Origin of the sequence: Pseudomonas lactucae, assembly GCF_036688725.1 — a bacterium.
In the GTDB taxonomy this organism is placed as follows: Bacteria; Pseudomonadota; Gammaproteobacteria; order Pseudomonadales; family Pseudomonadaceae; genus Aquipseudomonas; species Aquipseudomonas lactucae.
In genome coordinates, this window is the sequence record NZ_JAQQPT010000036.1 from 19,407 (window position 1) to 45,634 (window position 26,228).

At 60.5% G+C, this 26,228-nt stretch carries 25 protein-coding genes and 1 pseudogene; 13 read left to right on the top strand and 13 right to left on the bottom strand.

Annotation, left to right across the window (positions count from 1 at the left end; genetic code table 11):
- The first annotated feature begins 53 nt into the window (after positions 1 to 53).
- From V6M90_RS29445 to V6M90_RS29460, 4 genes are read left to right on the top strand one after another with little or no spacing between them, the layout of a single operon-like run.
- On the top strand, positions 54 to 1,202 hold the full coding sequence (locus V6M90_RS29445) for an ABC transporter permease (protein ID WP_003170816.1): 1,149 nt from the start codon (positions 54 to 56) through the stop codon (positions 1,200 to 1,202).
- Positions 1,199 to 2,002 carry an ABC transporter ATP-binding protein gene (locus tag V6M90_RS29450; protein ID WP_042943983.1) on the top strand — a complete coding sequence of 268 codons (804 nt, stop codon included), beginning with the start codon at positions 1,199 to 1,201 and terminating at the stop codon, positions 2,000 to 2,002. Before V6M90_RS29445 ends, V6M90_RS29450 begins: the two co-directional genes overlap by 4 nt.
- Before the next feature lies 1 nt (position 2,003).
- Positions 2,004 to 2,942, top strand: coding sequence for an MlaD family protein (locus V6M90_RS29455; RefSeq protein WP_332847623.1), 939 nt, complete (start codon positions 2,004 to 2,006; stop codon positions 2,940 to 2,942).
- Positions 2,939 to 3,550 carry an ABC-type transport auxiliary lipoprotein family protein gene (locus V6M90_RS29460; RefSeq protein ID WP_003170813.1) on the top strand — a complete coding sequence of 204 codons (612 nt, stop codon included), beginning with the start codon at positions 2,939 to 2,941 and terminating at the stop codon, positions 3,548 to 3,550. Before V6M90_RS29455 ends, V6M90_RS29460 begins: the two co-directional genes overlap by 4 nt.
- Before the next feature lie 41 nt (positions 3,551 to 3,591).
- On the opposite strand, the gene V6M90_RS29465 is transcribed toward V6M90_RS29460, so the two are convergent.
- The 5 genes from V6M90_RS29465 to V6M90_RS29485 form a co-directional block, all read right to left on the bottom strand.
- On the bottom strand, positions 3,592 to 4,821 hold the full coding sequence (locus tag V6M90_RS29465; RefSeq protein WP_332847624.1) for a nucleoside recognition domain-containing protein: 1,230 nt from the start codon (positions 4,819 to 4,821) through the stop codon (positions 3,592 to 3,594).
- Positions 4,822 to 4,919: 98 nt separating this feature from the next.
- Entirely contained in the window at positions 4,920 to 6,251 is a 1,332-nt protein-coding gene (gene gltP / locus V6M90_RS29470) for a glutamate/aspartate:proton symporter GltP (RefSeq protein ID WP_003170810.1), read from the bottom strand.
- A gap of 730 nt (positions 6,252 to 6,981) precedes the next feature.
- Positions 6,982 to 7,449, bottom strand: a complete 468-nt coding sequence (locus tag V6M90_RS29475) for an inhibitor of vertebrate lysozyme family protein (RefSeq protein WP_003170807.1) — start codon at positions 7,447 to 7,449, stop codon at positions 6,982 to 6,984.
- Positions 7,450 to 7,451: 2 nt separating this feature from the next.
- The gene (locus tag V6M90_RS29480; RefSeq protein WP_003170804.1) at positions 7,452 to 7,616 is read right to left on the bottom strand and encodes a DUF1328 domain-containing protein; all 165 of its coding nucleotides are present in this window, start codon (positions 7,614 to 7,616) and stop codon (positions 7,452 to 7,454) included.
- Between the two features lie 80 nt (positions 7,617 to 7,696).
- Complete coding sequence (locus V6M90_RS29485) at positions 7,697 to 7,996, bottom strand: hypothetical protein (protein ID WP_003170799.1); 300 nt, start codon at positions 7,994 to 7,996, stop codon at positions 7,697 to 7,699.
- Positions 7,997 to 8,384: 388 nt separating this feature from the next.
- Here V6M90_RS29485 and algB point away from each other — a divergent pair, with 388 nt between their 5' ends.
- Both algB and V6M90_RS29495 read left to right on the top strand, forming a co-directional pair.
- Positions 8,385 to 9,731 carry a sigma-54-dependent response regulator transcription factor AlgB gene (gene algB / locus V6M90_RS29490; protein ID WP_078826724.1) on the top strand — a complete coding sequence of 449 codons (1,347 nt, stop codon included), beginning with the start codon at positions 8,385 to 8,387 and terminating at the stop codon, positions 9,729 to 9,731.
- A 10-nt stretch (positions 9,732 to 9,741) separates the two neighbouring features.
- Positions 9,742 to 11,529: an ATP-binding protein gene (locus tag V6M90_RS29495; RefSeq protein WP_003170797.1), complete on the top strand. Its 1,788-nt coding sequence runs from the start codon at positions 9,742 to 9,744 to the stop codon at positions 11,527 to 11,529.
- On the opposite strand, the gene V6M90_RS29500 is transcribed toward V6M90_RS29495, so the two are convergent.
- The 6 genes and pseudogenes from V6M90_RS29500 to V6M90_RS29525 all read right to left on the bottom strand — a co-directional run bounded on the left by V6M90_RS29500 (position 11,508) and on the right by V6M90_RS29525 (position 17,050).
- On the bottom strand, positions 11,508 to 12,353 hold the full coding sequence (locus V6M90_RS29500; protein WP_003170796.1) for an N-acetylmuramoyl-L-alanine amidase: 846 nt from the start codon (positions 12,351 to 12,353) through the stop codon (positions 11,508 to 11,510). The two genes, V6M90_RS29495 and V6M90_RS29500, sit on opposite strands and share 22 nt — an antisense overlap.
- Before the next feature lie 88 nt (positions 12,354 to 12,441).
- Complete coding sequence (locus V6M90_RS29505; RefSeq protein WP_332847625.1) at positions 12,442 to 14,505, bottom strand: GGDEF domain-containing protein; 2,064 nt, start codon at positions 14,503 to 14,505, stop codon at positions 12,442 to 12,444.
- Complete coding sequence (locus V6M90_RS29510; protein WP_003170793.1) at positions 14,502 to 15,380, bottom strand: endonuclease/exonuclease/phosphatase family protein; 879 nt, start codon at positions 15,378 to 15,380, stop codon at positions 14,502 to 14,504. Before V6M90_RS29510 ends, V6M90_RS29505 begins: the two co-directional genes overlap by 4 nt.
- A gap of 10 nt (positions 15,381 to 15,390) precedes the next feature.
- Complete coding sequence (dsbA, locus tag V6M90_RS29515; RefSeq protein ID WP_003170792.1) at positions 15,391 to 16,026, bottom strand: thiol:disulfide interchange protein DsbA; 636 nt, start codon at positions 16,024 to 16,026, stop codon at positions 15,391 to 15,393.
- Positions 16,027 to 16,194: 168 nt separating this feature from the next.
- Complete coding sequence (locus V6M90_RS29520; RefSeq protein WP_003170791.1) at positions 16,195 to 16,806, bottom strand: c-type cytochrome; 612 nt, start codon at positions 16,804 to 16,806, stop codon at positions 16,195 to 16,197.
- A gap of 33 nt (positions 16,807 to 16,839) precedes the next feature.
- Positions 16,840 to 17,050, bottom strand: a pseudogene (locus V6M90_RS29525) (cytochrome).
- A gap of 204 nt (positions 17,051 to 17,254) precedes the next feature.
- On the opposite strand from V6M90_RS29525, the gene yihA reads away from it, so the two are divergent.
- The gene (gene yihA, locus V6M90_RS29530) at positions 17,255 to 17,896 is read left to right on the top strand and encodes a ribosome biogenesis GTP-binding protein YihA/YsxC (RefSeq protein WP_042943980.1); all 642 of its coding nucleotides are present in this window, start codon (positions 17,255 to 17,257) and stop codon (positions 17,894 to 17,896) included.
- Between the two features lie 270 nt (positions 17,897 to 18,166).
- Here the strand turns inward: yihA and polA are convergent, their stop codons facing one another.
- The gene (gene polA / locus V6M90_RS29535; protein ID WP_332847626.1) at positions 18,167 to 20,962 is read right to left on the bottom strand and encodes a DNA polymerase I; all 2,796 of its coding nucleotides are present in this window, start codon (positions 20,960 to 20,962) and stop codon (positions 18,167 to 18,169) included.
- A 74-nt stretch (positions 20,963 to 21,036) separates the two neighbouring features.
- On the opposite strand from polA, the gene V6M90_RS29540 reads away from it, so the two are divergent.
- Together V6M90_RS29540 and V6M90_RS29545 are read left to right on the top strand one after the other, a co-directional pair.
- Complete coding sequence (locus V6M90_RS29540; RefSeq protein ID WP_003170786.1) at positions 21,037 to 21,327, top strand: DUF2782 domain-containing protein; 291 nt, start codon at positions 21,037 to 21,039, stop codon at positions 21,325 to 21,327.
- Positions 21,328 to 21,383: 56 nt separating this feature from the next.
- Positions 21,384 to 22,337 carry a homoserine kinase gene (locus V6M90_RS29545; RefSeq protein WP_003170785.1) on the top strand — a complete coding sequence of 318 codons (954 nt, stop codon included), beginning with the start codon at positions 21,384 to 21,386 and terminating at the stop codon, positions 22,335 to 22,337.
- 13 nt (positions 22,338 to 22,350) lie between these two features.
- On the opposite strand, the gene V6M90_RS29550 is transcribed toward V6M90_RS29545, so the two are convergent.
- Positions 22,351 to 23,280 (bottom strand): zinc ABC transporter substrate-binding protein, encoded by a 930-nt coding sequence (locus tag V6M90_RS29550; RefSeq protein ID WP_003170784.1) that lies wholly within the window; start codon positions 23,278 to 23,280, stop codon positions 22,351 to 22,353.
- A 58-nt stretch (positions 23,281 to 23,338) separates the two neighbouring features.
- On the opposite strand from V6M90_RS29550, the gene V6M90_RS29555 reads away from it, so the two are divergent.
- The 4 genes from V6M90_RS29555 to V6M90_RS29570 are packed head-to-tail and all read left to right on the top strand — an operon-like array spanning position 23,339 to position 26,144.
- Positions 23,339 to 23,821 carry a Fur family transcriptional regulator gene (locus V6M90_RS29555; RefSeq protein ID WP_003170783.1) on the top strand — a complete coding sequence of 161 codons (483 nt, stop codon included), beginning with the start codon at positions 23,339 to 23,341 and terminating at the stop codon, positions 23,819 to 23,821.
- Positions 23,821 to 24,606, top strand: coding sequence for a zinc ABC transporter ATP-binding protein ZnuC (gene znuC, locus V6M90_RS29560; RefSeq protein ID WP_332847627.1), 786 nt, complete (start codon positions 23,821 to 23,823; stop codon positions 24,604 to 24,606). The genes V6M90_RS29555 and znuC overlap by 1 nt, the downstream gene beginning before the upstream one ends.
- Entirely contained in the window at positions 24,599 to 25,387 is a 789-nt protein-coding gene (gene znuB / locus V6M90_RS29565; RefSeq protein ID WP_003170780.1) for a zinc ABC transporter permease subunit ZnuB, read from the top strand. Before znuC ends, znuB begins: the two co-directional genes overlap by 8 nt.
- 37 nt (positions 25,388 to 25,424) lie before the next feature.
- The gene (locus V6M90_RS29570; RefSeq protein WP_332847628.1) at positions 25,425 to 26,144 is read left to right on the top strand and encodes a PA5502 family lipoprotein; all 720 of its coding nucleotides are present in this window, start codon (positions 25,425 to 25,427) and stop codon (positions 26,142 to 26,144) included.
- The last annotated feature ends 84 nt before the right edge of the window (positions 26,145 to 26,228 follow it).

Here is a 26,228-nt window from a genome sequence, read left to right on the forward strand (position 1 = left end):
GGGATCGTGCTATTACGTAGCAATTGTGGATAGCCCATACAAGCTCGGAGCTTATGACCAGTAGGACCACCGCCGGCGCAGCCCAACTCGATACGTCCTCCGTCCCTGCGCTGTTGCGGATTACCGGGGACTGGACGCTTGCCCACTACGCAAATCTGAAGAAGCTGGCGGACAAGCTCGACGGCCAATACGATGCCGGCGCACGCATTGACCTCAATGGCCTCGGCGCCTTGGATACCGCTGGCGCCTCATTGCTGGTAGAGCTGCTGGGGCCGACCCGTATCGAACAGTCTGCCGAGCAGACCGACTGCACCCTGTCCGCCGCCGATCGTGCACTGCTCAAGACGGTCTACCGTTCCCTGAATGATTTCTGCGTACCGGAAAAAGCCCCGGAAGAAACCGCCGGCATGCAACTGCTGGCGCGCATCGGCCGAGCGGTTGACACCGTCTGGCAGGACAGCAAACAACTGCTCGGCTTTATTGGCCTGATCCTCGAAACATTCGCCCGTGGCATTTTCCGGCCCAAGCGTTGGCGCATCACGCCGATGGTCGCGCACCTGGAACAAGTCGGCCTCGACGCCGCGCCTATCGTGGCCTTGTTGACCTTTCTGGTGGGCGCCGTGGTGGCCTTCCTCGGCGCGACGGTACTCAAGAGCTTCGGCGCGACGATTTTTACCGTAGACCTGGTGGCGTTCTCGTTCCTGCGCGAATTCGGTGTGTTGCTCACCGCGATCCTCATCGCCGGCCGCACCGCCAGTGCCTTCACCGCGCAAATCGGCTCAATGAAGGCCAACGAGGAAATCGACGCCATCCGTACCCTGGGCCTGGACCCGATGGAACTGCTGGTGCTGCCCCGCGTGCTTGCGTTGCTGGTGGCGCTGCCGATGCTGACGTTCCTGGCGATGCTCTCGGGGATTGTCGGCGGCGGCGTGGTGTGCGCGGTGGCCTTGGATATTTCGCCGGCGATGTTCCTGTCGCTGCTGCAGTCGGACATTGGCGTGCAGCACTTTCTGGTGGGCATGGTGAAAGCGCCGATCTTTGCCTTCCTGATCGCCGCCATCGGCTGCCTGGAAGGTTTCAAGGTCAGCGGCAGCGCCGAATCGGTCGGTGCGCACACCACCTCCAGCGTGGTGCAATCGATCTTCGTGGTGATTGTGCTGGACGCGGTCGCAGCGCTGTTCTTCATGGAGATGAGCTGGTGAGTCGCTTACACCGTGCGCCCACCGAGGCGGTGATCGAAGTACGCGGTCTGTGCAACCGCTTCGGCAGCCAGAGCGTGCACGAAAATCTCGACCTGTCGTTATACAAGGGCGAGATCCTTGCGGTGGTCGGCGGCTCTGGCAGCGGCAAATCGGTGTTGCTGCGCAGCATCGTCGGCCTGCGTAGGCCCAGCGAAGGCGAAGTGCGGGTGTTCGGCAAGAACCTGCCGAGCCTGCCAGAACATGAACGTTCCCTGGTGGAGCGACGCTTTGGCGTGTTGTTTCAGAAGGGCGCACTGTTTTCCTCGCTGACCGTGACCGAAAACGTCGCGCTGCCGCTGATCGAACATGCCGGCCTCAGCCGCCGCGACGCCGAACACCTGGCGGCGGTCAAGCTGGCCCTGGCCGGGTTGCCACTGTCGGCCGCCGACAAGTACCCGGCGTCGCTGTCCGGCGGCATGATCAAGCGCGCGGCCCTGGCCCGGGCGTTGGCGCTGGACCCGGACATCCTGTTCCTCGATGAGCCCACCGCCGGCCTCGACCCGATTGGCGCGGCGCAATTCGACCAACTGATCCTGACCTTGCGTGACGCGCTAGGCCTGAGCGTGTTCCTGGTCACCCATGACCTCGACACGCTGTACACCATCACCGACCGCGTGGCGGTACTGGCACAGAAAAAAGTGTTGGTGGCCGGTGCCATCGATGTCGTCTCGGAAACCGACGACGCGTGGATTCACGAATATTTCCACGGCCCCCGTGGCCGCGCGGCATTGGATGCCGCTCAATCGCTCAACGAGGTATGACATGGAAACCCGAGCCCATCATGTGATGATCGGTCTGTTCAGCGTGATTGTGGTAGTCGGCGCGATGCTGTTTGGCCTGTGGCTGGCCAAATCCAGCGTCGACAGCGCCTTCCAGGATTACGAAGTGATCTTCAACGAAGCGGTCAGCGGCCTGTCCCAGGGCAGTTCGGTGCAATACAGCGGGATCAAGGTGGGCGACGTGATCAGCCTGAGCCTGGACCCCAAGGACCCGCGCCGCGTCCTCGCACGCATCCGCCTGGCAGGGCAAACGCCGGTCAAGGAAGACACCCAGGCCAAGCTGGCGCTGACGGGCATCACCGGCACCTCAATCATCCAGCTCAGCGGCGGCACTCCGCAAAGCCCCGCACTTAAGGGCAAGGACGGCAACCTGCCGCAGATCATCGCCTCGCCGTCGCCTATCGCACGGCTACTGAACGACAGCAACGACCTGATGACCGGCATCAACCTGCTGCTGCATAACGCCAACGCGATGTTCTCCTCGGAGAACGTCGACCGCATCAGTAAAACCCTGGATAACCTGCAACAAACCACCGGCGCCATCGCCGACCAACGCGGTGATATCAAGGTGGTGATGCAGCAACTGATGCAAGCGAGCAAACAGGCCAGCGCCGCGCTGGAGCAGACCACGTTGCTGATGCGTAATGCCAATGGCTTGCTCAATGATCAAGGCAAACAGGCTTTCGGCAGTGCCGAGCAGGCCATGAAATCCCTGGAACACAGCACTGCGACCCTCAACACCTTGTTGACCGATAACAAGGACTCGGTGAACAGCGGCCTGCAAGGCCTCAATGAACTGGCGCCGGCGGTGCGTGAACTGCGCGAAACCCTCGGTTCGCTGCGCGCTATCTCCCGCCGCCTGGAAGCCAACCCCAGCGGTTACCTGCTGGGCAGCGACAAGAACAAGGAGTTCACGCCATGAAGCGTGCGTATCAACTGATCGCCCCTGTGGCACTGGCGCTGATCAGCGCCTGTTCGATTCTGCCCAAAGCCGACCCTTCGGACGTGTATCGCCTGGCTGCCACCCAGACCGCCACACAAGGTGCGCCGGTCAGTTGGTCGCTGCGCGTGACCAAGCCGCAGACCAGCGAGTTTCTCGATAGCCCACGCATCGCCGTGGTGCCCAATGGCGATTTGATCAGCAGCTATGCCAACTCGCGCTGGAGCGATCCGGCGCCGGTGTTGTTGCGTAACCGCCTGCTCGATGGTTTCCAGCGCGATGGCCGGGTGACGTTGCTCAGTACCGACGAGACCAACCTGCAGGCCGACTATGAATTGGGCGGGCAGTTGCAGGCGTTTCAGAGTGAGTATCGAGGGAGCGCGGTGGAGGTGGTGATTCGCCTCGACGCACGCCTGGTGCGAGGGAGCGATCAACGGATTATGGCCAGCCGGCGATTTGAAGTGCGCCAGCCGGTGGCAGATACCAAGGTGCCAGCGGTGGTGGCTGCTTTTGGGCAGGCCGGGGATCAATTGAATAAGCAGGTGGTGGATTGGGTAGTGGTGCAGGGCAACGGTGCGGTGAAACGCTGAGGGCCTCTTCGGGGGCAAGCCCCCCGATAGCAATCCAAGCCTTAGGCAAAAAACCAGTAGCACACCGCAATCGCGGCCACGACGCCAGCAAACTCCGCCAGCAACGCACAGCCCACCGCATGCCGCGCCCGCTGGATGCCCACCGAACCGAAGTACACGGCCAACACATAAAAGGTGGTTTCGGTACTGCCCTGGATCGTCGCCGCCACCAGCGCCGGGAAGCTGTCCACGCCTTGGGTCTGCATGGTCTCGATCAACATCGCCCGAGCGGCACTGCCGGAGAACGGCTTGACCATCGCGGTCGGCAATGCATCGACAAAGCGCGTGTCCATCCCCGTCCAGGCCACCACATGGCGAATGCCTTCCAGACCGAAGTCCAACGCGCCGGACGCACGCAACACGCCCACCGCACAGAGCATCGCCACCAAGTACGGCAACAGGTTCTTGGCAACGTCGAAACCTTCTTTGGCACCTTCGACAAACGCCTCGTACACCTTCACCTTGCGCAGCGCGCCGATCACCAGGAACAGCATGATCAAGCCAAACAGCGTGAGGTTACCGAGGATCGACGACAAGCCGGCCAACGCCGTGGCGGACAAGGTCGCCAGCAACGCCATGAAGCCACCCAATATCAACGCGCCGGGAATCAGGTAGGCCAGCACGACCGGGTCCCACAGGCGCAGGCGCTGCATCACCGCCACAGAAAGCAGGCCCACCAGGGTCGAGGCGCTGGTGGCCAGCAGGATCGGCAGGAACACCAGCGTCGGGTCGGCGGCCCCTTGCTGGGCGCGGTACATGAAGATGGTCACCGGCAACAGCGTCAATGAAGATGCATTGAGCACCAGGAACAGGATCTGCGCGTTACTGGCCGTGTTGGGGATGGGGTTGAGTTCCTGCAACGCCTTCATCGCCTTCAGGCCGATGGGCGTGGCCGCATTGTCCAGGCCCAGGCCGTTGGCGGCGAAGTTAAGGGTGATCAAGCCGATGGCGGGGTGGCCGGCGGGCACTTCCGGCATTAACCGGCGGAACAGCGGGCCGAGAGCCTTGGCCAGCCAATCGACAATTCCGGCTTTTTCGGCGATGCGCAAAAAGCCCAGCCACAACGTAAGCGTGCCGAACAGCAGCACCATCACTTCCACCGACAACTTGGCCATGGCAAAAATGCTTTCCACCATGGCCGCAAAAATCCCGGCGTTACCGCCCACCAGCCATTGCACCAGTGCTGACACCATTGCCACGACGAAGAAGCCAAGCCATAGGCCATTGAGCATCAGTTAAATCCCCCGAAAGATGGGGCGAATGATAGCGGGGCTGGCAGAAACGACAAACCCCGGAATTCTCCGGGGTTTGTTTCAGTGCCCGCGTGCTATCAGCTGCGAGTGGCTTGGGCCGTCGGCAAGGCTTCCTTGCTGCGCCAGTGCGGCAGCGAGTTCCAGTAGCGCTCGCCCTTGGCATCGTCATACATGCCTTCCCAACGGGAGATCACCAGCACGGCCAGCGCGTTGCCGATCACGTTGAGGGCGGTACGCGCCATGTCCATGATGCGGTCGACACCGGCGATGAATGCCAGGCCTTCCAACGGGATGCCCACGCTGCCCAGGGTAGCCAGCAGCACCACGAAGGAAACGCCCGGCACACCGGCAATACCTTTGGAGGTGACCATCAGCGTCAATACCAGCATCAGTTGCTGGCCGATCGACAGATCGATGCCATACAGCTGGGCAATAAAGATCGCCGCAATGCTCTGGTACAGGGTCGAACCGTCGAGGTTGAACGAGTAACCGGTCGGTACCACGAAGCTGCAAATGGCCTTGGGCGCACCGTAGCTTTCCATCTTCTCGATCACGCGCGGCAGCACGGTTTCGGAGCTGGCGGTGGAGTAGGCCAGGACCAGCTCGTCCTTGAAGATGCGGATCAGCTTGAGGATCGAGAAGCCAAACAGCCGTGCGATCAGGCCCAGTACGACAAAAGCGAAGAACAGGATGGCGACGTAAACCAGGATCACCAGCTTGGCCAGCGGCAACAGCGAGGCAAAGCCGAAGTTGGCCACGGTCACCGCGATCAGCGCGAATACGCCGATCGGCGCGTATTTCATGATCATGTGGGTGACTTTGAACATGCTCTCGGACACGCCCTGGAACATAGTCACCAGCGGCTCGCGCAGATCAGGCTTGAGGCTCGACAAGCCCAGGCCGAACAGCACCGAGAAGAAGATGATCGGCAGCATTTCGCCACGGGCCACGGCGGCGAAGATGTTCGACGGAATCAGGTTGAGGATGGTCTGGATGAACGCGTGTTCATGCTGAACCTCGGCAGCGGTGGCCTGGTACTTGGAAATGTCCACGGTGCCCAGGGTGCTCATGTCGATACCCGCGCCCGGGTGAAAGACGTTGGCCAACACCAGGCCGACCACAATGGCGATGGTCGTGACGATTTCGAAGTAAAGGATGGTTTTGACGCCGATGCGGCCGAGTTTTTTCGCGTCACCCACACCGGCAATACCGACGATCAGCGAGGAAATCACAATCGGGATCACGATCATCTTGATCAGGCGGATAAAGATATCGCCCGCCGGTTGCAGCACATTGCTGATCCACCAGGCCTTTTCAGCACTGAAATGGTTAAGCACTGCACCAATTGCAATCCCCAGCACCAAACCGATGAGGATCTGCCAGGCGAGGCTTAGCTTTGCCTTCTTCATGTCATTACCCTTACTTCAAGTGAACTTAAGGCAAATGCGCCAGCTGCAACGCTCGAGAGCGAAAAAGTGTGTGCATCGGCCTCCATGGAAGGTCACCGCAGCGTGGCCGAAATGGCTTACTGGCAGGCGAAAAAAGGCGCAACTATTCCGATGCCAGGGAGCGCCGTCTAATGCCGTAAACGCCTACCCCATGCCGAATCGGCATGAGTTTTTTTCATCATAACTGTCCGATCGGTCAGTTCAAATGCGACATTTTGCCCGGTGAATACGCCGTGAACCGGCCAATTCAGGCTCGCCCAGAGGTTCTGCACCTCTTTGGGGCATTGACGCAAACGCTAGGGAATTCGGCGGGCCCACAGCAGAAATGGCCGATAGAGGCGTAAAAACTTTCTCGATAGATGGTCACCCCGACATACCAAGTAATGGTTGGGTGCGAGCAAAAAAGGAATTATGCGACTAAGGGCGGAATAAGAGGGCGGGATTGAGAGTGACAAGCCCGCCGCAAGTTCAGCAAGCCGTGGGCCTGTGAACTTGCGTCGCAGCTTTTCGCCTGACCCGGCCCTTGCGCAGGCACTCCCTGTGCCCGTAGGTCACGCCGATCCCAGTTGATCAGAGCAACCCGGCCCCCTGGTCATGCACCGCCCATGGCGAGCGGCGCAGACAGAAAGAAGCAAGCGTGCTTCTTTCTATGGATGATGGCCCCGTAGACGACAGACGCGTCAGACGGCACCTAGTACCAATTCGGATCTTTCTTCAGTTGCTCCATCAGCAACTTCTGCATGCCTTCATCCGGCTTACCGATAAACCGGTAATCGGCATGGCGCGTTGGCGATTTATCCTTCGGCAGTCCGGCCGGGACCTCTACCAACATCGCGTAGGCGTCTTCCTTGTCGAAGCTGAAGGCAACGATCAGGCGTTTGTTCAGGCACGTGTCTGCGGTTTCGCACAACGGCCCCACCAAATACTTGTCGCCATCTTCTTCCACGGCCGTCATTTGCTCGGCCGTACCCGACAGGTTCATCACCCACTCCGGCAGACGCTCTTCTTTCTTCACCACGTCTTGCCAGGTTTCGCGGTATTGCGGGTCCGCGCTGAGCAGTTCATTGGCTCGCGATTGGCCGTCATTGGCGGCCATCGCCAAGCCGCTGCCGCCTAATAGCAAGACGGCAGCAATGGCTTTGAGAGACAAAGTGGTCATATTCAGCCTCGGCCGCGACGACCAAAGAAGAACGAAGCAATGAACATCACCAGGAAGACGACAAACAGGATCTTGGCGATACCCGTAGCGGTGCCCGCGATACCACCGAAGCCCAGTACTGCAGCCACAATGGCGATGATCAGAAATGTGATTGCCCAACTCAACATGGTGATTCTCCTTATGCTTCTATAAAAGGTAACAGCGGTAGTGCAGTGCGGGCGCTCAACTCAAGCGGCCGCTTTCTTGCCTAGAACACCCAACGCTCTTGGGTGGGCAGCTGATCCAGGGTGGAATCCTGGTCAACGACTCTCAATTGCGGGGCGGTCACATCAGCAGAAACGCTACCGACGGCACGGCTGCCAATGGAACTGAAATGGGTTTGGGTCATCACCGGACGTTCGAACTGCGGGGCTTGCTGCTGACTCTGCTGCCAATGCTGAAACTGCTGGCCTGCAATCAGCGTCACCATAAGGGCAAGGCTGGCGAACAGACCTTGTTGCAAGCGCAGTGGCGATACACGCAATTGGCTGAGGCTTTGGCGAGTCATGCTGTTGTTCTCCCGCATTCTGATTATTCGTTCGTGATGCTCTTGGGAGAGGTATTGCAGAGCGCATGCCAGCTTTTTTTCAAAATAAAACACATGAAAATCAATAGGTTATCAAATTTCATTTAAGCCACACCCCAGCATCCTGCACGATGCCCCCCTGTGGGCCGTGCGAAATGCACGATGGCCAGCGGTCGGCTCAGGGGATCGAAAGCAAGGAAGACGTTGCCGAAGTGGCAAGACGGCATGAAAAAGCCATCATCCAGGCTTTGTAGGAAGAGATGCAGATAGCTGCACGATGTTGTTATTTATCAATCAGAATAAACCATGCAACTTGCCCGATTATTCCGGGACTAACCAAGATCACTCACCGTTAAGGAGCGCAGCACAGATGGAATCAGGCAAGGATCTTCAAGGCCGCATTCTTTTAGTGGATGACGAATCCGCGATCTTGCGCACCTTCCGTTACTGCCTGGAAGACGAAGGCTACACCGTCGCCACTGCCAACAGCGCCGCGCAGGCCGATACCTTGATGCAGCGCCAGGTGTTCGACCTGTGCTTCCTGGACCTGCGCCTGGGCGAGGACAATGGCTTGGATGTGTTGGCGCAAATGCGCATACAAGCGCCGTGGATGCGCGTGGTGATCGTCACCGCCCACTCCGCCGTCGACACCGCGGTGGACGCGATCCAGGCCGGGGCCGCCGACTACCTGGTCAAGCCCTGCAGCCCTGATCAATTGCGCCTGGCCACCGCCAAGCAATTGGAAGTACGCCAACTCTCCGCACGCCTGGAAGCACTGGAAGGCGCCGTGCGCCAGCCCAAGGACGGCCTCGACTCCCACAGCCCGGCGATGATGGTGGTGCTGGAAACCGCCCGCCAAGTGGCCGGCACCGACGCCAACATCCTGATCCTGGGCGAGTCCGGTACCGGTAAAGGTGAACTCGCCCGGGCCATTCATGGCTGGAGCAAGCGCTCCAAGAAATCCTGCGTGACTATCAACTGCCCGTCGCTGACCGCTGAGCTGATGGAAAGCGAGCTGTTCGGCCACAGCCGTGGCGCCTTTACCGGTGCCAGTGAAAGCACGTTGGGCCGCGTCAATCAGGCGGATGGCGGTACGCTGTTTCTCGACGAGATCGGCGATTTTCCCCTCACTCTGCAACCCAAGTTGCTGCGTTTCATCCAGGACAAGGAATACGAGCGCGTGGGCGATCCCGTCACCCGTCGCGCCGATGTGCGCATTCTCGCGGCCACCAACCTGAACCTCGAAGACATGGTGCGCGATGGCCGCTTCCGTGAGGATTTGCTCTACCGTCTCAACGTCATCACCTTGCACCTGCCGCCGTTGCGCGAACGCAGTGAAGACATCCTGACCCTGGCCGACCGTTTCCTGGCGCGCTTCGTCAAGGAATACGCCCGCCCGGCTCGCGGCTTCAGCGACCAAGCCCGCGAAGCGCTGCTCAACTACCGCTGGCCAGGCAATATCCGCGAGTTACGCAACGTGGTTGAGCGCGCCAGCATTATTTGCCCGCAGGAAAAGGTCGAAATCAGCCACCTCGGCATGGCCGAACAGCCGACCAACAATGCCCCGCGCATCGGCGCCGCGCTGAGCCTGGACGAGCTGGAAAAAGCCCATATCGGTGCCGTCCTGGCCACCAGCGACACACTGGACCAAGCGGCTCGTACCCTCGGCATTGACGCGTCGACCCTGTACCGCAAACGCAAACAGTACAACCTGTGAGCTGCACCTTATGAAGTTAGCGATGACACTGCGCACTCGGTTGTTCCTGAGCATCTCTGCGCTGATCACCGTCGCTCTGCTGGGATTGATCCTGGGCCTGGTCAGCGTCATGCAGATGGCCAAGACCCAGGAATCGCTGATTCGCAGCAATTTCGTCACCCTCGAACTGGGCCTGAAGCTGCGCCAAAGCCTGGGTGACCAATTGATTCTGATGCTTGAAGAGCGCCCCAACGCTCACGCATTCGAGGAATCCAAACAGCAGTATTTCGACTTGCTCAATCAGGGCATAGCCCATGAGCAGCAGGACGGCAGATCCAGTGGCTTCGCACGGGCTCGAATCGACTACCTGAACTTTCTCAAAGCCTATGACGAATCACAGCCCGCTTCACTGGTCAGCAGCAATAACGACAGACTCACCGAATCATTCAACGTACTGCGCAACGGCTTGATCGACGAACACAAGCGCGCACTGGAAACCATCAACCTCAGTGAGCGCAAGTCCCACGACCGAGCCTTATTGATCGCCGGGCTGATGGGGTTGGTGGGCCTGGCGGTGCTCATCATTGGCTTCGTCACCGCCCATGGCATCGCCCGGCGCTTCGGCGGCCCCATCGAAGCCTTGGCCAAGGCGGCGGACAGGATCGGGCAGGGCGATTTCGAGGTGACGCTGCCGATCTCGTCGGCGGCGGAAATGAACCAGTTGACCCGTCGTTTCGGCATCATGGCCGAAGCCTTGCGCCAGCATCAGGCAACCAATATCGACGAGCTGCTGGCCGGTCAGCAGCGCCTGCAGGCGGTACTCGACAGCATCGACGACGGGTTGTTGATGATTGATCGCCAGGGCCGCCTGGAGCACCTCAACCCGGTTGCACAACGCCAGTTGGGCTGGGACGAGGAACGTCTCGGCCAGGGCCTGGGCGAAGCCCTCGTACGCCCGGAACTGGATGAGCAACTGCAGCTGGTGCTGCGCGGCGGCAACCTGGAGCGCGCACCGGACGATCTGGAAGTGGAGGTCGAGGGCGAACTGCGGTTGCTGACATACAGCCTGACACCGGTGAGCCATACCCAAGGGCATATTCTGGGCGCGGTGATGGTGCTGCATGACGTGACCGAACAGCGAGCGTTCGAGCGGGTACGCAGCGAGTTTGTACTGCGCGCCTCCCATGAGCTGCGCACACCGGTAACCGGCATGCATATGGCCTTCGGACTGTTCCGTGAACGGGCGAAGTTTCCTGCCGAGTCTCGCGAGGCGGACCTGCTGGACACGGTCAACGAAGAAATGCAGCGCCTGATGCAGTTGATCAACGACTTGCTCAACTTCTCGCGCTACCAGAGCGGCCTACAGAAACTGACCCTGGGCCCGTGCGATGTCCCCGACCTGCTCGAACATGCACAGGCACGCTTTGTGGAGCCGGCCAAAGCGCAGAACATCGAACTGTTGGTGGAAGCCCAGGACGATCTGCCCCGACTGTACGCCGACCAGGCGCAGTTGGAGCGAGTGCTCGACAATTTGCTGGGCAATGCCTTGCGCCACACCGCAGACGGTGGGCAGATCCGGCTGCAGGCGCGCCGTCATGGCGAGCGTGTGATTATCAGCGTCGAGGACAACGGCGAAGGTATCGCCTATGGTCAGCAAGGTCGCATCTTTGAACCATTCGTCCAGGTCGGTCGCAAAAAAGGCGGCGCCGGCCTGGGGCTGGCCCTGTGCAAGGAGATCGTACAGTTGCACGGCGGCCGCATGGGTGTGTATTCGCGGCCGGGGCAAGGCACCCAGTTCTACATGGCATTGCCGTTGTAGGAACTCGGCTTTTGGGGGGCCTCTGTCCCCTGGCGCAAGCAGGTTTGCTCGCCACAGTTCAGTGCACGCAGGATCGCAGCCGTTTCAGCATCCGGCGCACCATCGAACAACGTTGGCCGGAAGCGCATCTGGAACGCGGCGATCACATGGCGCGTGGCAACATCCAGCTCGCCGGTCTGGGGTGTCGGGTAGCCCAGGTGGGCCAACTCTTCCTGAAACCAACTGGCACTAGGCGGCTCGGCGGCATATTGCGCCTGGAGACGTGTGACCGTCTGGGCATTCGGCCACACGCCGAGTCCTTCATCCGCCAGGCGCTTCCAGGGGAACAACGGACCCGGGTCCAGCTTGCGCAGCGGGGCGATATCGCTATGGCCGATGATGTTCCGGGGGTCGATGCCATTGCGCTTGCTGATGTCCTTGAGCAACACCACCAATGCTTTCACCTGCGCCTCGGAGTAGGGGTACCAGACCCGGCCGGTCGGCGTATCGCGGTAGCCAGGATTTACGATCTCTATACCGATAGAGCTGGAGTTGAGCCAGGTACGCCCCATCCACTCGCTCTCTCCGGCATGCCAGGCTCGCTGGCTTTCATCCACCAGCTTATAGATGGTCGCGCCAGCATCATCGCCGATCAGGTAATGGGCACTGACTTGGCCGTGCGTCAGCAGGGCCAGGGAGCGTTCAAGGTTGGTGGAGGTGTAGTGGACGACCACGAATTGCACGCGATTGTCGTGGTTCACCGAGGGATGGCTGGTGTCCAGGCGCGGGCCACTGGCGCAGCCGGCGAGCAGGAAACATACACATGCAAAATACAAGGATTTCATGGCGGGAGACGTTACGCTGAAGACGATAATGCAACAGTGTAACGTACCGTTTGTGGCCCGGCGGTCAAATTACAAAATGGAACATCTTTTACGCCGCCTGAACCTGGTTACGCCCGGCCGCCTTGGCTCGATACAACGCCTCGTCCGCTCGCTTGAGCGCCAGCTCACTGCGCTCACCCGACTGAAGCTGTGCCACGCCCATCGATACCGTGATCGTCACCGGCTCACCTTTGAAGTGGAACGGGCAAGCCTCTATCGCGTTGCGCAATACCTCACCCACCGCCAGCGCATCCGCCAAGGGTGAGTCAGGCATCAACAACACAAACTCTTCACCGCCAAAGCGCGCGATAAAGTCAGTCGGGCGCAGGCGCTTGCTCAGTACGTTGGCGATGATCTTCAGCACCTTGTCTCCGGCCAGATGACCGTAACCGTCGTTGATACGCTTGAAATGATCCAGGTCGAGCATCGCCAGCGACAGGCTGTTACCGCGCTGATGCCAGGCATTGACCTCTTGGTCGAGGCGCTCGCTCCAGGCGGCACGGTTGGGCAAACCGGTAAGCGGGTCGATCAAGGCTTTTTGGCGCTGTACTTCCAGGTGCTCGCGATAACCCTGAGCTTCCTGTTCCATATTGGCTACCCGTTCGGCCAGGCCTTTGAGACGAGCCGCCACCTCCTGCTCGCGCTGGTCACGTTGCTGCTGGTGCTCATCCATGGTGCCGAGCAAGCCCTCAAGGTGGCTTTCCAGTACCTGCTTGAGACCGTCCAGATCGGCCGCTTCCTGCACGCTGTTTTGCAGGCCATCGACTTGTTCACGAATCTGCGTGTCCAGTTCCCGCGCAGCGGAACGGCTGTCGGCATGCCCCTCACTGGCCACCTGCAAGTGGCCCTGGAATGCTTCAAGACGCTCGTTGAGCTGTTTGAGGTACGCCTCGAATTCGTGCTGGCCGCTGTCGGTGACCGCCAGCATCAACACCGCCAAGTCGTCGAGAATCGGTAGCAGCTCGTACCAGTTCAAGCCATGGGCCAGGCGCTCGCGCATGGCTTCGGCCTGGGGTCGATGACGCTCGGGCAGGGCCAGCTCTTCCAACAGCCCCATCAAAGTGTCTTCGATATGTTTGGCTACTGAGCTGTAGGACGGCTCCGGAGAATCCGGCAGGGAATAGGTACCGTCCGATTGCAACTCATCGGGGTCGCGCTCCTCGGTTTCCAGCACAGGGGGCAGCGAAAGGCTGCCGATTACCGTTTCATCCGGCGTTTCGACCGAAACCTCGGCTGTTTCGATAAAGGCGGCGAGGGCGCTTTCAGGGGTGGGCTCTTCGATCTGCGGCTCGGGCGCCTTGACCCCGACAACGACTACTGCTTCTTTCGCAGGCTCCACGGCTACGGCCGTCTGCACAGGCGGCTCGTACACAAACGTTTCGCTGGCGACCTCGGCAATCTTGACGGGCGCCGTGGGTTCAGGCTGTGGGGCAACCGATGCTTCGGCCTGGGGTCCGAAGGCCCGCAAGGCTTGGGTAAGCTCTTCGGATTGCTCGGGTTCCGGCGGCACAGCGGCAGGCTTGGGTGCAACGGGTTGCGATGCCGGACCGGACGCCGGATCGCTTGCCGGCTCATGGGTGACGTCTTTTGTACCAAACAAGCGTTGTAACAAGCCCGGCCCGGTGCGTGCGGTTTCAGCGTCGGGCTCCAGGTTATTCAGCGCTTGCCCTTGCAGGCCGCTCAACTCGCTGAGTAACAGGGGGATTTCGCGCGCCTGACTGACGCGACCGTCCAACTGCTTGGCAAAGGTCTTCAGCGGGCGCGCCACCTCACGGGGCAGCGGCAGTTTTTGCAGTTGCGTGACCAGTGAGGTCAGGGCGGTGCTGATCTGGTCGATCCTGGTTTCGCGGCGCTGCTCCGAATCCAGCACGGCTTTTTCCAGGCGCGGCAGCAGGGCAGCCAGCGCAGCGTCCATGTCGTCGGTGCGGACGATGTCGCGCATTTCCTTCATGCACTGGTCAACCGCGCGGTCTGTGCCTTCAGCAGCCAGCGTGCTGCGCACCAACCCGCGACGCAGCAGGTCGAGGCGAGCGGCCCAGCGGCGTTCGAGCTTTTCTTGTTGCTCGATACTTAACAGGTATTTTTCTTTCCAGCGCTGGGCGTCGTCGCTCATGCAAGGGGTCCGCTGGTGCCTGGGTTCAACGCGGGCAATGCATCAACCGTAAGCGAACCCGGCAGACGAATCTCCACCGCGACCGGCAGGTGATCGGAGATGGGATGCGCAAGTACCTGCACACTTTCGAGAGTAAGGGTGGGGCTGAGCAGGATATGGTCCAGACAGCGTTGCGGGCGCCAGCTGGGAAACGTGGCTTCGACTTGCGGTGCCAGTAACCCAAGGTCACGCAACGGTGAGTTCTGCAGCAGATCGGTGGCGTGGGTGTTCATGTCCCCCATCAGCACCTGATGCTTGTAGTTGCCAATCAGCTCACGCACGTACGCCAGTTGCAGGTTGCGTGTACGTCCCCCGAGTGCCAGGTGCATCATCACCACCACCAAGGCTTCCGGGCCCTCGCCAAAACGCACGAGAATTGCCCCGCGCCCCTTGGGGCCCGGCAACGGATGATCTTCGATGGCCGTCGGCTTCAGGCGACTGAGCACACCATTGCTGTGCTGCGCCAGGCGACCGAGGTTGCGATTGAGCTGTTGGTACCAGTAGGGAAAGGCACCCAACTGGGCCAGGTGTTCAACCTGGTTGATATAGCCGGAACGCATGCTGCCGCCATCGGCCTCCTGCAGGGCGACCAGGTCGAAGTCATTCAACAGGTCGCCAATCTTCTGCAGGTTGCTGGTACGCCCCTTGTGGGGCAGCACGTGCTGCCAGCCACGGGTGAGGTAGTGCCGATACTTCTCGGTACTGTTGCCCACCTGGATATTGAAGCTGAGCAGGCGCAGGCGACTGTCCGCCGGCAGGCCCGTGGATTCCAAGTGATGCTCATTGACCCGCGGTTCATGCAGGCCAACCCCACGTTCGGTGCCCCAGCGGCGCATAACGAGCCCCTTACTTGGCTGCGCGTTCTTTGGCGATCAGTTGGTCAGCCACATTGAGGGTCTGCTCAGGACCACCGGTGGTGCCCAGGTCGAAACGGTACTTGCCGTTGACGATCATGGTCGGTACGCCTTGCACGCCGTACTTCTGCGCCAGCTCCTTGGCCTGCTTGATCTGGCCCTGGATAGCGAAGGAGTTGAAGGTGGCCATGAACTTGTCCTTGTCGACACCTTGAGTGGCAACAAAGTCAGCCATTTCGTCCGGTTTGGTCAGGCGTTTGCCTTGTTTCTGGATTGCGTCAAATACGGCGTTGTGGACCTTGTGCTCCACCCCCATGGCTTCCAGGGTCAGGAACAGTTGGCCGTGGGCATCCCATGGGCCGCCGAACATCGCGGGGATGCGCTTGAAGTTCACGTCTTTCGGCAGTTTTTCAACCCATGGGTTGATGGTCGGTTCAAACGCGTAGCAATGCGGGCAGCCGTACCAGAACAGCTCCACCACTTCGATCTTTCCCGGCACCGAGACTGGCACTGGGTTGGCCAATTCAACGTAGGTTTTACCGGCTTCAAGCGGCACGTCGGCAGCTTGTGCGGTCATGCCGAAAAGGCTGGCAGTGACGAGAGCGGCGCTGAGGATCAGATTACGCATGCTTTACTCCTGGACAAATAAGGTCGCCTCACGCGACCTTTAGGTGTGACAGGTCTACGCGGACATGAGTTCGTTAGTGTAACGGCACCGGCCACAAAAAAGGGCGGCCAAGGCCACCCTTTTTATGCTTGCATCGCGGGATTAATCGAGCGTTAACGTAGCACGCGCTTAGTGCAGACCCTGGATGTAACTGGAGACCGCTGCGATGTCTTCGTCGCTCAGCTTGCGCGCGATGGTGCGCATGGTCATCGCATCCCCATCGTTGGCGCGGCCGGCTTCTTCCTTGCGGAACTCGGTCAGCTGTTTGGCGATGTATGCAGCGTGCTGGCCACCCAGGTGCGGGAAGCCTGCTGCCGCATTGCCCGCGCCATTGGGCGAGTGGCAACCGGTACAGGCGGGAAGGCCCTTGTCCAGATCACCGCCACGGAACAGCTTCTCTCCACGAGCAACAAGCTTGGGATCGGCAGCTCCCACGCTGCCTTTCTGGCTGGCAAAATACGCCGCGATATCCGCCAGGTCCTGATCGCTGAGGTTGGTCAGCAGGCCGGTCATTTCCAGCACCGTGCGCTTGCCGCTCTTGATATCCTGCATCTGCTTGGTCAGGTAACGCTCACCCTGGCCGGCCAGCTTGGGAAAGTTCGGCGCCGGGCTGTTGCCATCCGGTCCGTGGCAAGCACCACACACGGCGGCTTTCGCCTGGCCCGCTGTAGCGTCGCCTGCAGCATGGGCAACACCGGTGATGCCCAAGGTCAACAGCAGACTCACGATCAGTTTGTTCATCAGCTAATCCAACTACGGCTAAGGGTTTAAGAGTTATCTACCGGGTTTACTCACCATCAACCCAATGATGGCCTGGTAATCCTCAGTACTGCAGTCCATGCACAAACCACGCGGCGGCATTGCCTTGAAACCCTGCGGCGCGCGCAGCATCAGCGCGACCTAAGCAAACTCGGTTGTACAGCACTCCTGGATCCTGTGTAGCCTGAGCGCTAAAAAGCGGGATCAGGACACCAAAAGCGCACAACCATCAGGTCATACATCGACCTTTTCAGGGTTTGAGAGCGTTTTGCGTTCTAATGCGCAATAAAGGTCTATCGCTCTCGTGAACCTCATCCTTCGCTGGGACAAAGCACACACAAAATCTGCGGCATTATATACTGGCGCTACTGAAACGGAAACGACACCGCTTGCCGCACCCTTTCTCGGCACCGCCCACATCGGAAATCTCATGCAACTCAAGAATCCCATCCTCGGCCTGTGCCAACAGTCCACCTTCATGCTCAGCGCCGCCAAAGTGGACCAATGCCCCGATGACGAAGGCTTTGAAGTCGCCTTTGCCGGCCGTTCCAACGCCGGCAAGTCCAGCGCGCTGAACACCCTGACCCATGCGAGCCTGGCGCGCACCTCGAAAACCCCGGGCCGCACGCAACTGCTCAATTTCTTCAAGCTAGACGATGATCGGCGTCTGGTCGACCTGCCAGGCTACGGATATGCAAAAGTACCTATCCCGCTGAAGCTGCACTGGCAGCGTCACCTGGAGGCTTACCTGGGTGGCCGGGAGAGTTTGAAGGGTTTGATTCTGATGATGGACATCCGTCATCCAATGACCGACTTCGACCTGTTGATGCTCGATTGGGCGGTCGCCAGCGGCATGCCGATGCATATCCTGCTGACCAAGGCCGACAAGCTGACCTACGGCGCGGCCAAGAACACCCTGCTCAAAGTGCAGTCCGAAATCCGCAAAGGCTGGGGTGACGCGATCACTATCCAGTTGTTCTCGGCGCCCAAGCGCATGGGCCTGGAAGACGCTTACACCGTGCTGGCCGGCTGGATGGAATTGGCGGACAAGGGCGCGGAAATCGCGGAATAACTTTTCTGCAGGCAAAAAAAACCCCGGACTTCGTATGGGGAGGGGAAGTTCGGGGTTCAAGTTCCGGACCGCTAGGGCGGGGTCCAGATATCTGCCAACACTTAACACAACATAGGAGCATTGAAGGGCTTCACCACCCATTCAGTAACTCTGAGTGGCGGTTCACGGGTTAAGTTCCGGCAGCGTCGAAAAACTATTGGAAATAACTGACGGAAGTTTCCGACATAAAGCGCTCTGCCACCACGCCCGGTGGTGGCCCCACCCCCGAAATCAGTGCGCTTCGTCCCAGTTATCGCCCACGCCCACTTCCACCAGCAGCGGCACGTCCAACTGCGCTGCAGCGCTCATGTGTTCACGGACTTTCTCGCTGACTTCGGCAACCAGGTCTTCACGCACTTCGAGCACCAATTCGTCGTGCACCTGCAGGATCACCTTGGCGTCCAGGCCCGAGTCAGTCAGCCAGTTATCCACCCGTACCATGGCTTTCTTGATGATGTCGGCCGCCGTGCCCTGCATCGGCGCGTTGATCGCGGTACGTTCCGCCGCCGCGCGCTCTTGAGGCTTGTTGGAGTGGATGTCCGGCAAGTACAGCCGACGGCCGAAGAACGTCTCCACATAACCCTGATCGGAAGCCTGCGCGCGGGTACGCTCCATGTATTCACGAACCCCGGGGTAGCGGGCGAAGTACACATCGATATACGCCTTGGCGGTCTTGGTATCGACCCCAATGTCCTTGCCCAGCTTTTGCGCGCCCATGCCGTAGATCAGGCCGAAGTTGATCGCCTTGGCGCTGCGACGCTGATCGGACGTGACCTCGCCCAACTCAACCTTGAATACCTCGGCAGCCGTAGCCGTGTGCACATCCAGGTTATGGCGGAAGGCGTTCATCAACCCTTCGTCCTTGGACAGGTGCGCCATGATGCGCAACTCGATCTGCGAATAGTCCGCCGCCAGCAGCTTGTAGCCTTTGGGCGCAACAAACGCCTGGCGAATGCGCCGCCCTTCAGCTGTGCGCACCGGGATATTCTGCAGGTTCGGATCGCTCGAAGACAGACGACCGGTGGCCGCCACCGCCTGGTGGTAAGACGTGTGGATACGCCCGGTACGGGGGTTGATCTGTTCCGGCAGGCGGTCGGTGTAGGTGCTTTTGAGCTTGCTCATGCTGCGGTACTGCATCAGCACCTTGGGCAGCGGATAGTCATCTTCGGCCAGCTTGGCCAGCACGTCTTCAGCGGTGGACGCCTGCCCTTTACCGGTCTTCTTCAGCACCGGCATCCCCAGCTTCTCGTAGAGAATCGCCCCCAATTGCTTGGGGGATCCCAGGTTGAATGCTTCACCGGCGATTTCGAAGGCTTGACGCTCCAATTCCACCATTTTGTTGCCCAGCTCGATGCTCTGGACACCCAGCAACTGCGCATCCACCAACGCCCCCTGACGCTCGATGCGCGCCAGCACCGGCACCAATGGCATCTCAATATCCGTCAGCACACTGGCCAGGCTCGGAATAGCAGCCAGTTGCGCATGCAGCTCCTGGTGCAAACGCAAGGTCACATCGGCATCTTCGGCCGCATACGGGCCGGCCTGTTCAAGCGCGATCTGGTCAAACGTAAGCTGCTTGGCGCCCTTACCGGCAATGTCCTGGAAACTGACCGTGTCGTAGTCCAGGTACTTCTTGGCCAGGCTGTCCATGTCGTGACGGGTTGCGGTGGCATTGAGCACATAGGATTCGAGCATGGTATCGAACGCGATGCCTTGCACAGTGATGCCCTGCGCGGGGTCGCCATCGATGGCGCAGTTGGCCAGGATGTTCATGTCGAACTTGGCGTGCTGGCCGATCTTGAGTTTGGTCGGGTCTTCAAGCAATGGCTTCAACGCCCGCAGCACCGTGTCACGATCCAACTGGTCCGGCACGCCGATGTAGGCATGGGTCAGCGGGATGTAGGCCGCCTCATGGGGCTGGACGGCAAAGGAAACCCCGACCAATTGCGCCTGATGGGCGTCGATGCCGGTGGTTTCGGTGTCGAAGGCAAACAGCTTCGCGTCGTTGAGTTTCTTCAGCCAAAGGTCGAAGGTGGCCTGGTCGAGGATGGTGGTATAGATCGCCTCCACCGGTACGGATATCACCGCCTCGACCGACACGTCGACGACAGGCGCGACCTCGTTTGCCGTCTTGAGCTCAACCCGCTTGGTATCGCGCTGGATCTCGTCGTACCAGCTCTTGAACTCGAGCAGGGTGTACAACTCAAGCAGCTTTTCACGATCAGGCTCGATCAGGTGCAGGTCATCCAGGCCCACGTCCAGCGGCACGTCGATCTTGATCGTCGCCAACTGGTACGACAGGAAGGCCATCTGCTTGTGCTCCTCCAGCTTGGCCGGCAGCGTCTTGGCGCCGCGGATCGGCAGGGTCGGCACGATATCGAGCTGCTCATAAAGCTCTTTGAGTCCGCCATTCACCCCCACCAGCAAGCCGGAAGCCGTCTTCGGCCCAATGCCCGGAACACCTGGAATGTTGTCGGACGAATCGCCCATCAGCGCCAGATAGTCGATGATCTGCTCCGGAGCGACGCCAAATTTCTCCTTTACGCCGTCCACGTCCATGGCGCTACCGGTCATGGTGTTGACCAAGGTAATGTGCCCGTCGACCAGTTGCGCCATGTCCTTGTCGCCGGTGGAAATCACCACCGGACGGTCGGCGGCCGCGCTGCTGCGGGCCAGGGTGCCGATCACGTCATCGGCCTCGACGCCTTCGACGCACAGCAACGGAAAGCCCAGGGCGATTACGCTCTGGTGCAGGGGTTCGATCTGCAGGCGCATGTCATCAGGCATGCTCGGGCGGTTGGCCTTGTATTCGGCGTACATGTCGTCGCGAAAGGTCCCACCCTTGGCGTCGAACACCACCGCGAAAGGACTGTCCGGGTACTGCTTGCGCAGGCTCTTGAGCATGTTCAACACGCCCTTGACCGCACCGGTCGGCAGGCCTTTGGAAGTGGTCAACGGTGGCAACGCGTGGAAGGCGCGGTACAGGTAAGAAGAACCGTCCACCAGGACGAGGGGCGCTTGGCTCATGAGCAGGATCAACCTTTTCGGCGGGTCTGGCGCTAGAATAGCCGGACCAATGAAAACAAAGGGACAAGGTTATCATGCGTACATTCAATCGCCTGCTGTTGACTGGCTTGATTGCACTCGCTCCGATGGCTGCCATGGCGGCAGACGATGCCCCTTCGGGCGATCCGGAAGTAACCATTCGCACGGAAGGCGACAAGACCATCCAGGAATACCGCCAAAACGGCTTCCTGTACGCCATCAAGGTCATCCCGAAGGGGGCTCCACCGTACTTCCTGGTGCGCGCGGACGGAACCGACGCGAACTTCATCCGCTCTGACCAGCCGGATATGCTGATCCCGTCATGGAAGATCTTCGAATGGAAATGATTTCTTAACTTCAATTGGCGCCGTGCAGCACGGTGCCCGTACTGGCAGTTTTAACCATGTCTGTGTTCACCCCCCTGGCTCGGCCCGAGCTGGAAACCTTTCTCGCCCCATACGGGCTAGGCCGCCTGCTTGATTTCCAGGGGATTGCCGCTGGTAGCGAAAACACCAATTTCTTTATCAGCCTGGAACAGGGCGAGTACGTCCTGACCCTGGTTGAACGCGGCCCGGTGGCGGAAATGCCATTTTTCATCGAACTGCTCGACGTGCTCCACGCCGCCGACCTGCCGGTGCCCTACGCCCTGCGCACCACCGATGGTGTGGCCTTGCGCGAGCTGGCCGGCAAACCGGCACTGCTGCAACCACGCCTGGCTGGCAAGCACATCAAGGAGGCCAATGCGCAACATTGCACCCAGGTGGGCGACCTGCTGGGCCATCTGCACTTGGCGACGCAAGGCAATAAAGTACTGGAACGCAAGACTGATCGCGGCCTGGACTGGATGCTCAGCGAAGGTGTGCAGCTGATTTCGCACTTGAGCGAGGCACAACAAAGCCTGCTGCACGCTGCATTGACTGAAATTGAAGCTCACAAGGCCGAAATTCTCGCCCTGCCGCGCGCCAATGTGCATGCCGACCTGTTCCGCGACAACGCCATGTTCGAAGGCACGCACCTGACGGGCTTGATCGACTTCTACAACGCCTGCTCCGGGCCGATGCTGTACGACGTGGCCATCGCCCTGAATGACTGGTGCTCGGACGCCGATGGCATGATCGACGGGCAGCGCGCCCGTGCCTTGCTGGGGGCGTATGCCGGGCTGCGGCCATTTACAGCGAAGGAAGCGGAACTGTGGCCGACCATGCTGCGCGTGGCATGCGTGCGATTCTGGCTGTCACGCCTGATCGCCGCTGAATCGTTTGCCGGACAGGATGTGTTGATTCACGACCCGGCGGAGTTCGAGCACCGCCTGGCTCAACGCCAGCAGGTTACGATCCAGCTGCCTTTCGCGCTCTGATCTTCGTTAAACCTTACAACGACTCCAGGCACCCGGCCAAGTCGTTCCCCAGTTTATCCAGCACCTGCTCATAGCCTTGAGCAGTGGCCGGTGTATAACCGCCCAACGCATCCAACTCCGCCAATTTCACCGGCAATCCCGCCACTAGCGTCTCGGCCAGACGCGGGCGCAGCGGCGGCTCACTGAACACGCAAGTCTTGCCCACTTCCTGCAAACGCGCGCGCATCGCAGCTACGTGCTGCGCGCCCGGCTGCACTTCGGCAGCGACACTGAATACGCCGGCATGCTTCAAGCCGTAAGCGTCTTCGAAGTAATCAAAGGCTTCGTGGAACACAAAGTAAGGTTTGCCATCGACGGAGGCCAGACGCTTTTTCAGCCGCGCATCCAACGCATCCAGGCGCCCTGCAAAGGCCTTCGCATTGCTCTGATAACGCTCGGCGTTCGCCGGATCAGCCTGACTGAGGTCCGCCGCCATGCGCGCCGCGATCACCCGCGCATTCACCGTGGACAGCCACAAATGGGCATCAACGCTGCCTGGACGGTGATCATGGTCGTGTTCGTCGGCATCATCGGCGTGGGAATGGCTATCTTCGCCGAAACGACGCAATTTCATGCCCGGCAGGTCCTGCACCGCAACCGTCGGCGCCGTACGACCTGCCAGTACGCGCGGCAGGAAGGTCTCCATATCCGGCCCGATCCAATACAGCAGTTCCACCGACTGCACGCGCCGTACGTCGGATGGACGCAGCGCGAAGTTATGCGGCGACGCACCCGGCGGCAATAACACCTCCGGCACCGCCACACCGTCCTGCACCGCAGCGGCAATCAACTGCAAAGGCTTGATGCTGGTCAACACCTTGACCTCGGCCTGAGCCAGGCCTGCGACGAACAAACTGGTGACAAATACGACAAAAACGGGAAAAAGTCGGGACACGATGACCACTCAATGGCGTAGGAACGGGTAACATAATAACGTCTCTATCAAATATCTGTCGCCGCTCATGCCTATAACACCGCTTGCCAGCCGTCCCCACGACCACTCTCACTGCGTGCACACTGCGCTGTCGGAAGCCGACACCCTGTGCACACAGAAGGGTTTGCGCCTGACCGCCTTGCGCCGCCGCGTGCTGGAACTGGTGTGGCAGAGCCACAAGCCGCTTGGCGCCTACGACATCCTGGGTGTGCTCAGCGAGCAGGACGGCCGCCGCGCCGCGCCGCCCACCGTGTACCGCGCGCTGGACTTCCTGCTGGAAAACGGCTTGGTGCATCGCATCGCCTCACTCAACGCCTTTGTCGGCTGCAACCACCCGGAACATGCGCATCAGGGCCAGTTCCTGATCTGCCGCGAGTGCCACGCCGCCATCGAACTTGAACAAAAAAGCATCAGCGACGCCATTATCAAGAGTTCTGCCGATGTGGGCTTCAAGGTCGAAGGGCAGACCGTCGAAGTGGTCGGCCTGTGCTCCGGATGCCAGGGGGCTTGATGAGCAACGCGTTAATCCGCCTGGAGCAGGTTGGCGTCACGTTCGCAGGGCAAAACGTGCTGGATAACATTGCGCTGAGCGTGGAACCGGGGCAGATCGTCACGCTGATCGGCCCCAATGGAGCCGGCAAAACCACCCTGGTGCGTGCCGTGCTCGGCCTGCTCAAGCCCGACAGCGGCAGCGTGTGGCGCAAACCCAGGTTGCGCGTCGGCTATATGCCGCAGAAACTGCACGTCGACCCGACCCTGCCGCTGTCTGTGCTGCGCTTCCTGCGGCTAGTGCCAGGTGTGGATCGCGCCCTTGCGCAGGCCGCGCTCAAGGAAGTCGGCGCCGAGCAGGTGATCGATAGCCCGGTGCAAAGCATCTCCGGCGGTGAAATGCAGCGCGTGCTGCTGGCCCGTGCCCTGTTGCGCGAGCCAGAACTGCTGGTACTCGATGAACCCGTGCAGGGCGTCGACGTCGCAGGCCAGGCCGAGCTGTACAGCCTCATCACCCGCCTGCGCGACCGCCATGGCTGCGGCGTGCTGATGGTCTCCCATGATTTGCACCTGGTGATGAGCACCACCGACCAGGTGGTATGCCTCAACCGCCACGTGTGCTGTTCCGGCCACCCGGAACAGGTCAGCGGCGACCCGGCGTTCGTCGAGTTGTTCGGCAAGAACGCCCAGAGCCTGGCGATCTACCACCACCGTCACGACCACGCCCATGACCTGCATGGCGCAGTCGTGGACGATAGCGCGACGCCCCACACCCACGCTCATGGAGATGGCTGCAAGCATGGCTGATTTTCTGCTCTACGCCCTGCTGGCCGGCTTGGCTTTGGCGTTGGTGGCGGGCCCATTGGGCTCGTTCGTCGTCTGGCGACGCATGGCCTATTTTGGCGACACCTTGTCCCACGCCGCGCTACTGGGCGTGGCCATGGGCTTTTTGCTGGACGTGAGCCCGACCATCGCCGTGACCGTGGGCTGCCTGCTGCTGGCGGTGCTGCTGGTGACCTTGCAACAGCGTCAGCCGCTGGCCTCGGACACATTGCTCGGCATTCTGGCGCCGAGCACCTTGTCCCTGGGCCTGGTGGTGCTGAGCTTCATGCATGAAGTGCGCATCGACCTGATGGCCTACCTGTTCGGCGACCTGCTGGCGATCAGCCCTACCGATCTGGCATGGATTCTCGGCGGCAGCGCCGCAGTGCTAGTGCTGCTGGTGGTGCTGTGGCGGCCCTTGCTGGCAATCACAGTGCATGAAGAGCTGGCCAAGGTCGAAGGCTTGCCCGTATCGGGCCTGCGCATGGCCCTGATGTTGCTCATCGCCGTGGTGATCGCTGTCGCGATGAAGATTGTCGGCGTATTGTTGATCACATCGCTGTTGATCATTCCCGCCGCCGCCGCCCAGCGCCACGCCCGTTCACCGGAGCAGATGGCGATCGGCGCCAGCCTGCTGGGGATGCTCGCCGTGTGTGGCGGCCTGGCACTGTCGTGGTTCAAGGACACGCCGGCCGGGCCATCGATTGTGGTCGCAGCCGCCGCCCTGTTTCTGCTGAGTTTTGTTCTGCCCCGTCGAGGGGTGTAGACTTGCTCGCTTTTTGCGCAAATAGAGAGTCGCAGGAATGAAGCCGTTCACCTCCCGTTATCTGCTCCTTGCCGCATTTTCCTTGCTGCTGGGCGCCTGTCAAAGCACACCGCCCGCCGCCCCCGAGGCCAAGGACCCACGTGCTGCGGCCATCGCGCAGCTGGAGCAAAACCTGGCCAGCAGCGAGCTGGCTACCGCCGAAGACCAGCTGGCGACATTGCAGGCCCAGTCGCCCAACGACCCGACACTGGAGTCCTACCAGCGCCAATTGGCCGAAGCCTACCTGCAGCGCAGTCAGATCGTGCTGCAAAAGGGCGACGTCAACGCCGCCGCCACCGCCCTGAGCCGCGCCCGCGCCTTGATGCCCAAGGCACCGGCGCTGACCGGCGGCGTCAACAGCGCCATCACCCATGCACGCAAGGTCGAGCTGGATAAAGCCGAGGAAGCCCTCAAAGCCGCCGAAGCCAAGCCGGCCGCCAAAGTTATTGACCCGGCGGCGCCCAGCACTACCGTGGCGTTGAACCTCACCGATATCGAAGAGCTTCGTCATCAACTGGATGCGATCGCCACCGATGTGGTGAATTACCGGTGCGATGTGAGCATCCAGGCGCCACGCACCGAGGATTACCCGTGGCTGGCCACGTTGCTGACCAAACGGGTGAAACGCATTGATTCGGGGTATGACTTGAAGATTCACCGGCAGATTCTGAAGAAGATCCCGGCGCAGATCGTGCTGATCCCGCGCAAGGCGGACTAAAGCATCGGGAGCAAGTCGAATCGTCGCACCGCCCCTCCTACGTTTTGAACGGTGAACACATTCAAAATGTGGGAGGGGCGGTGC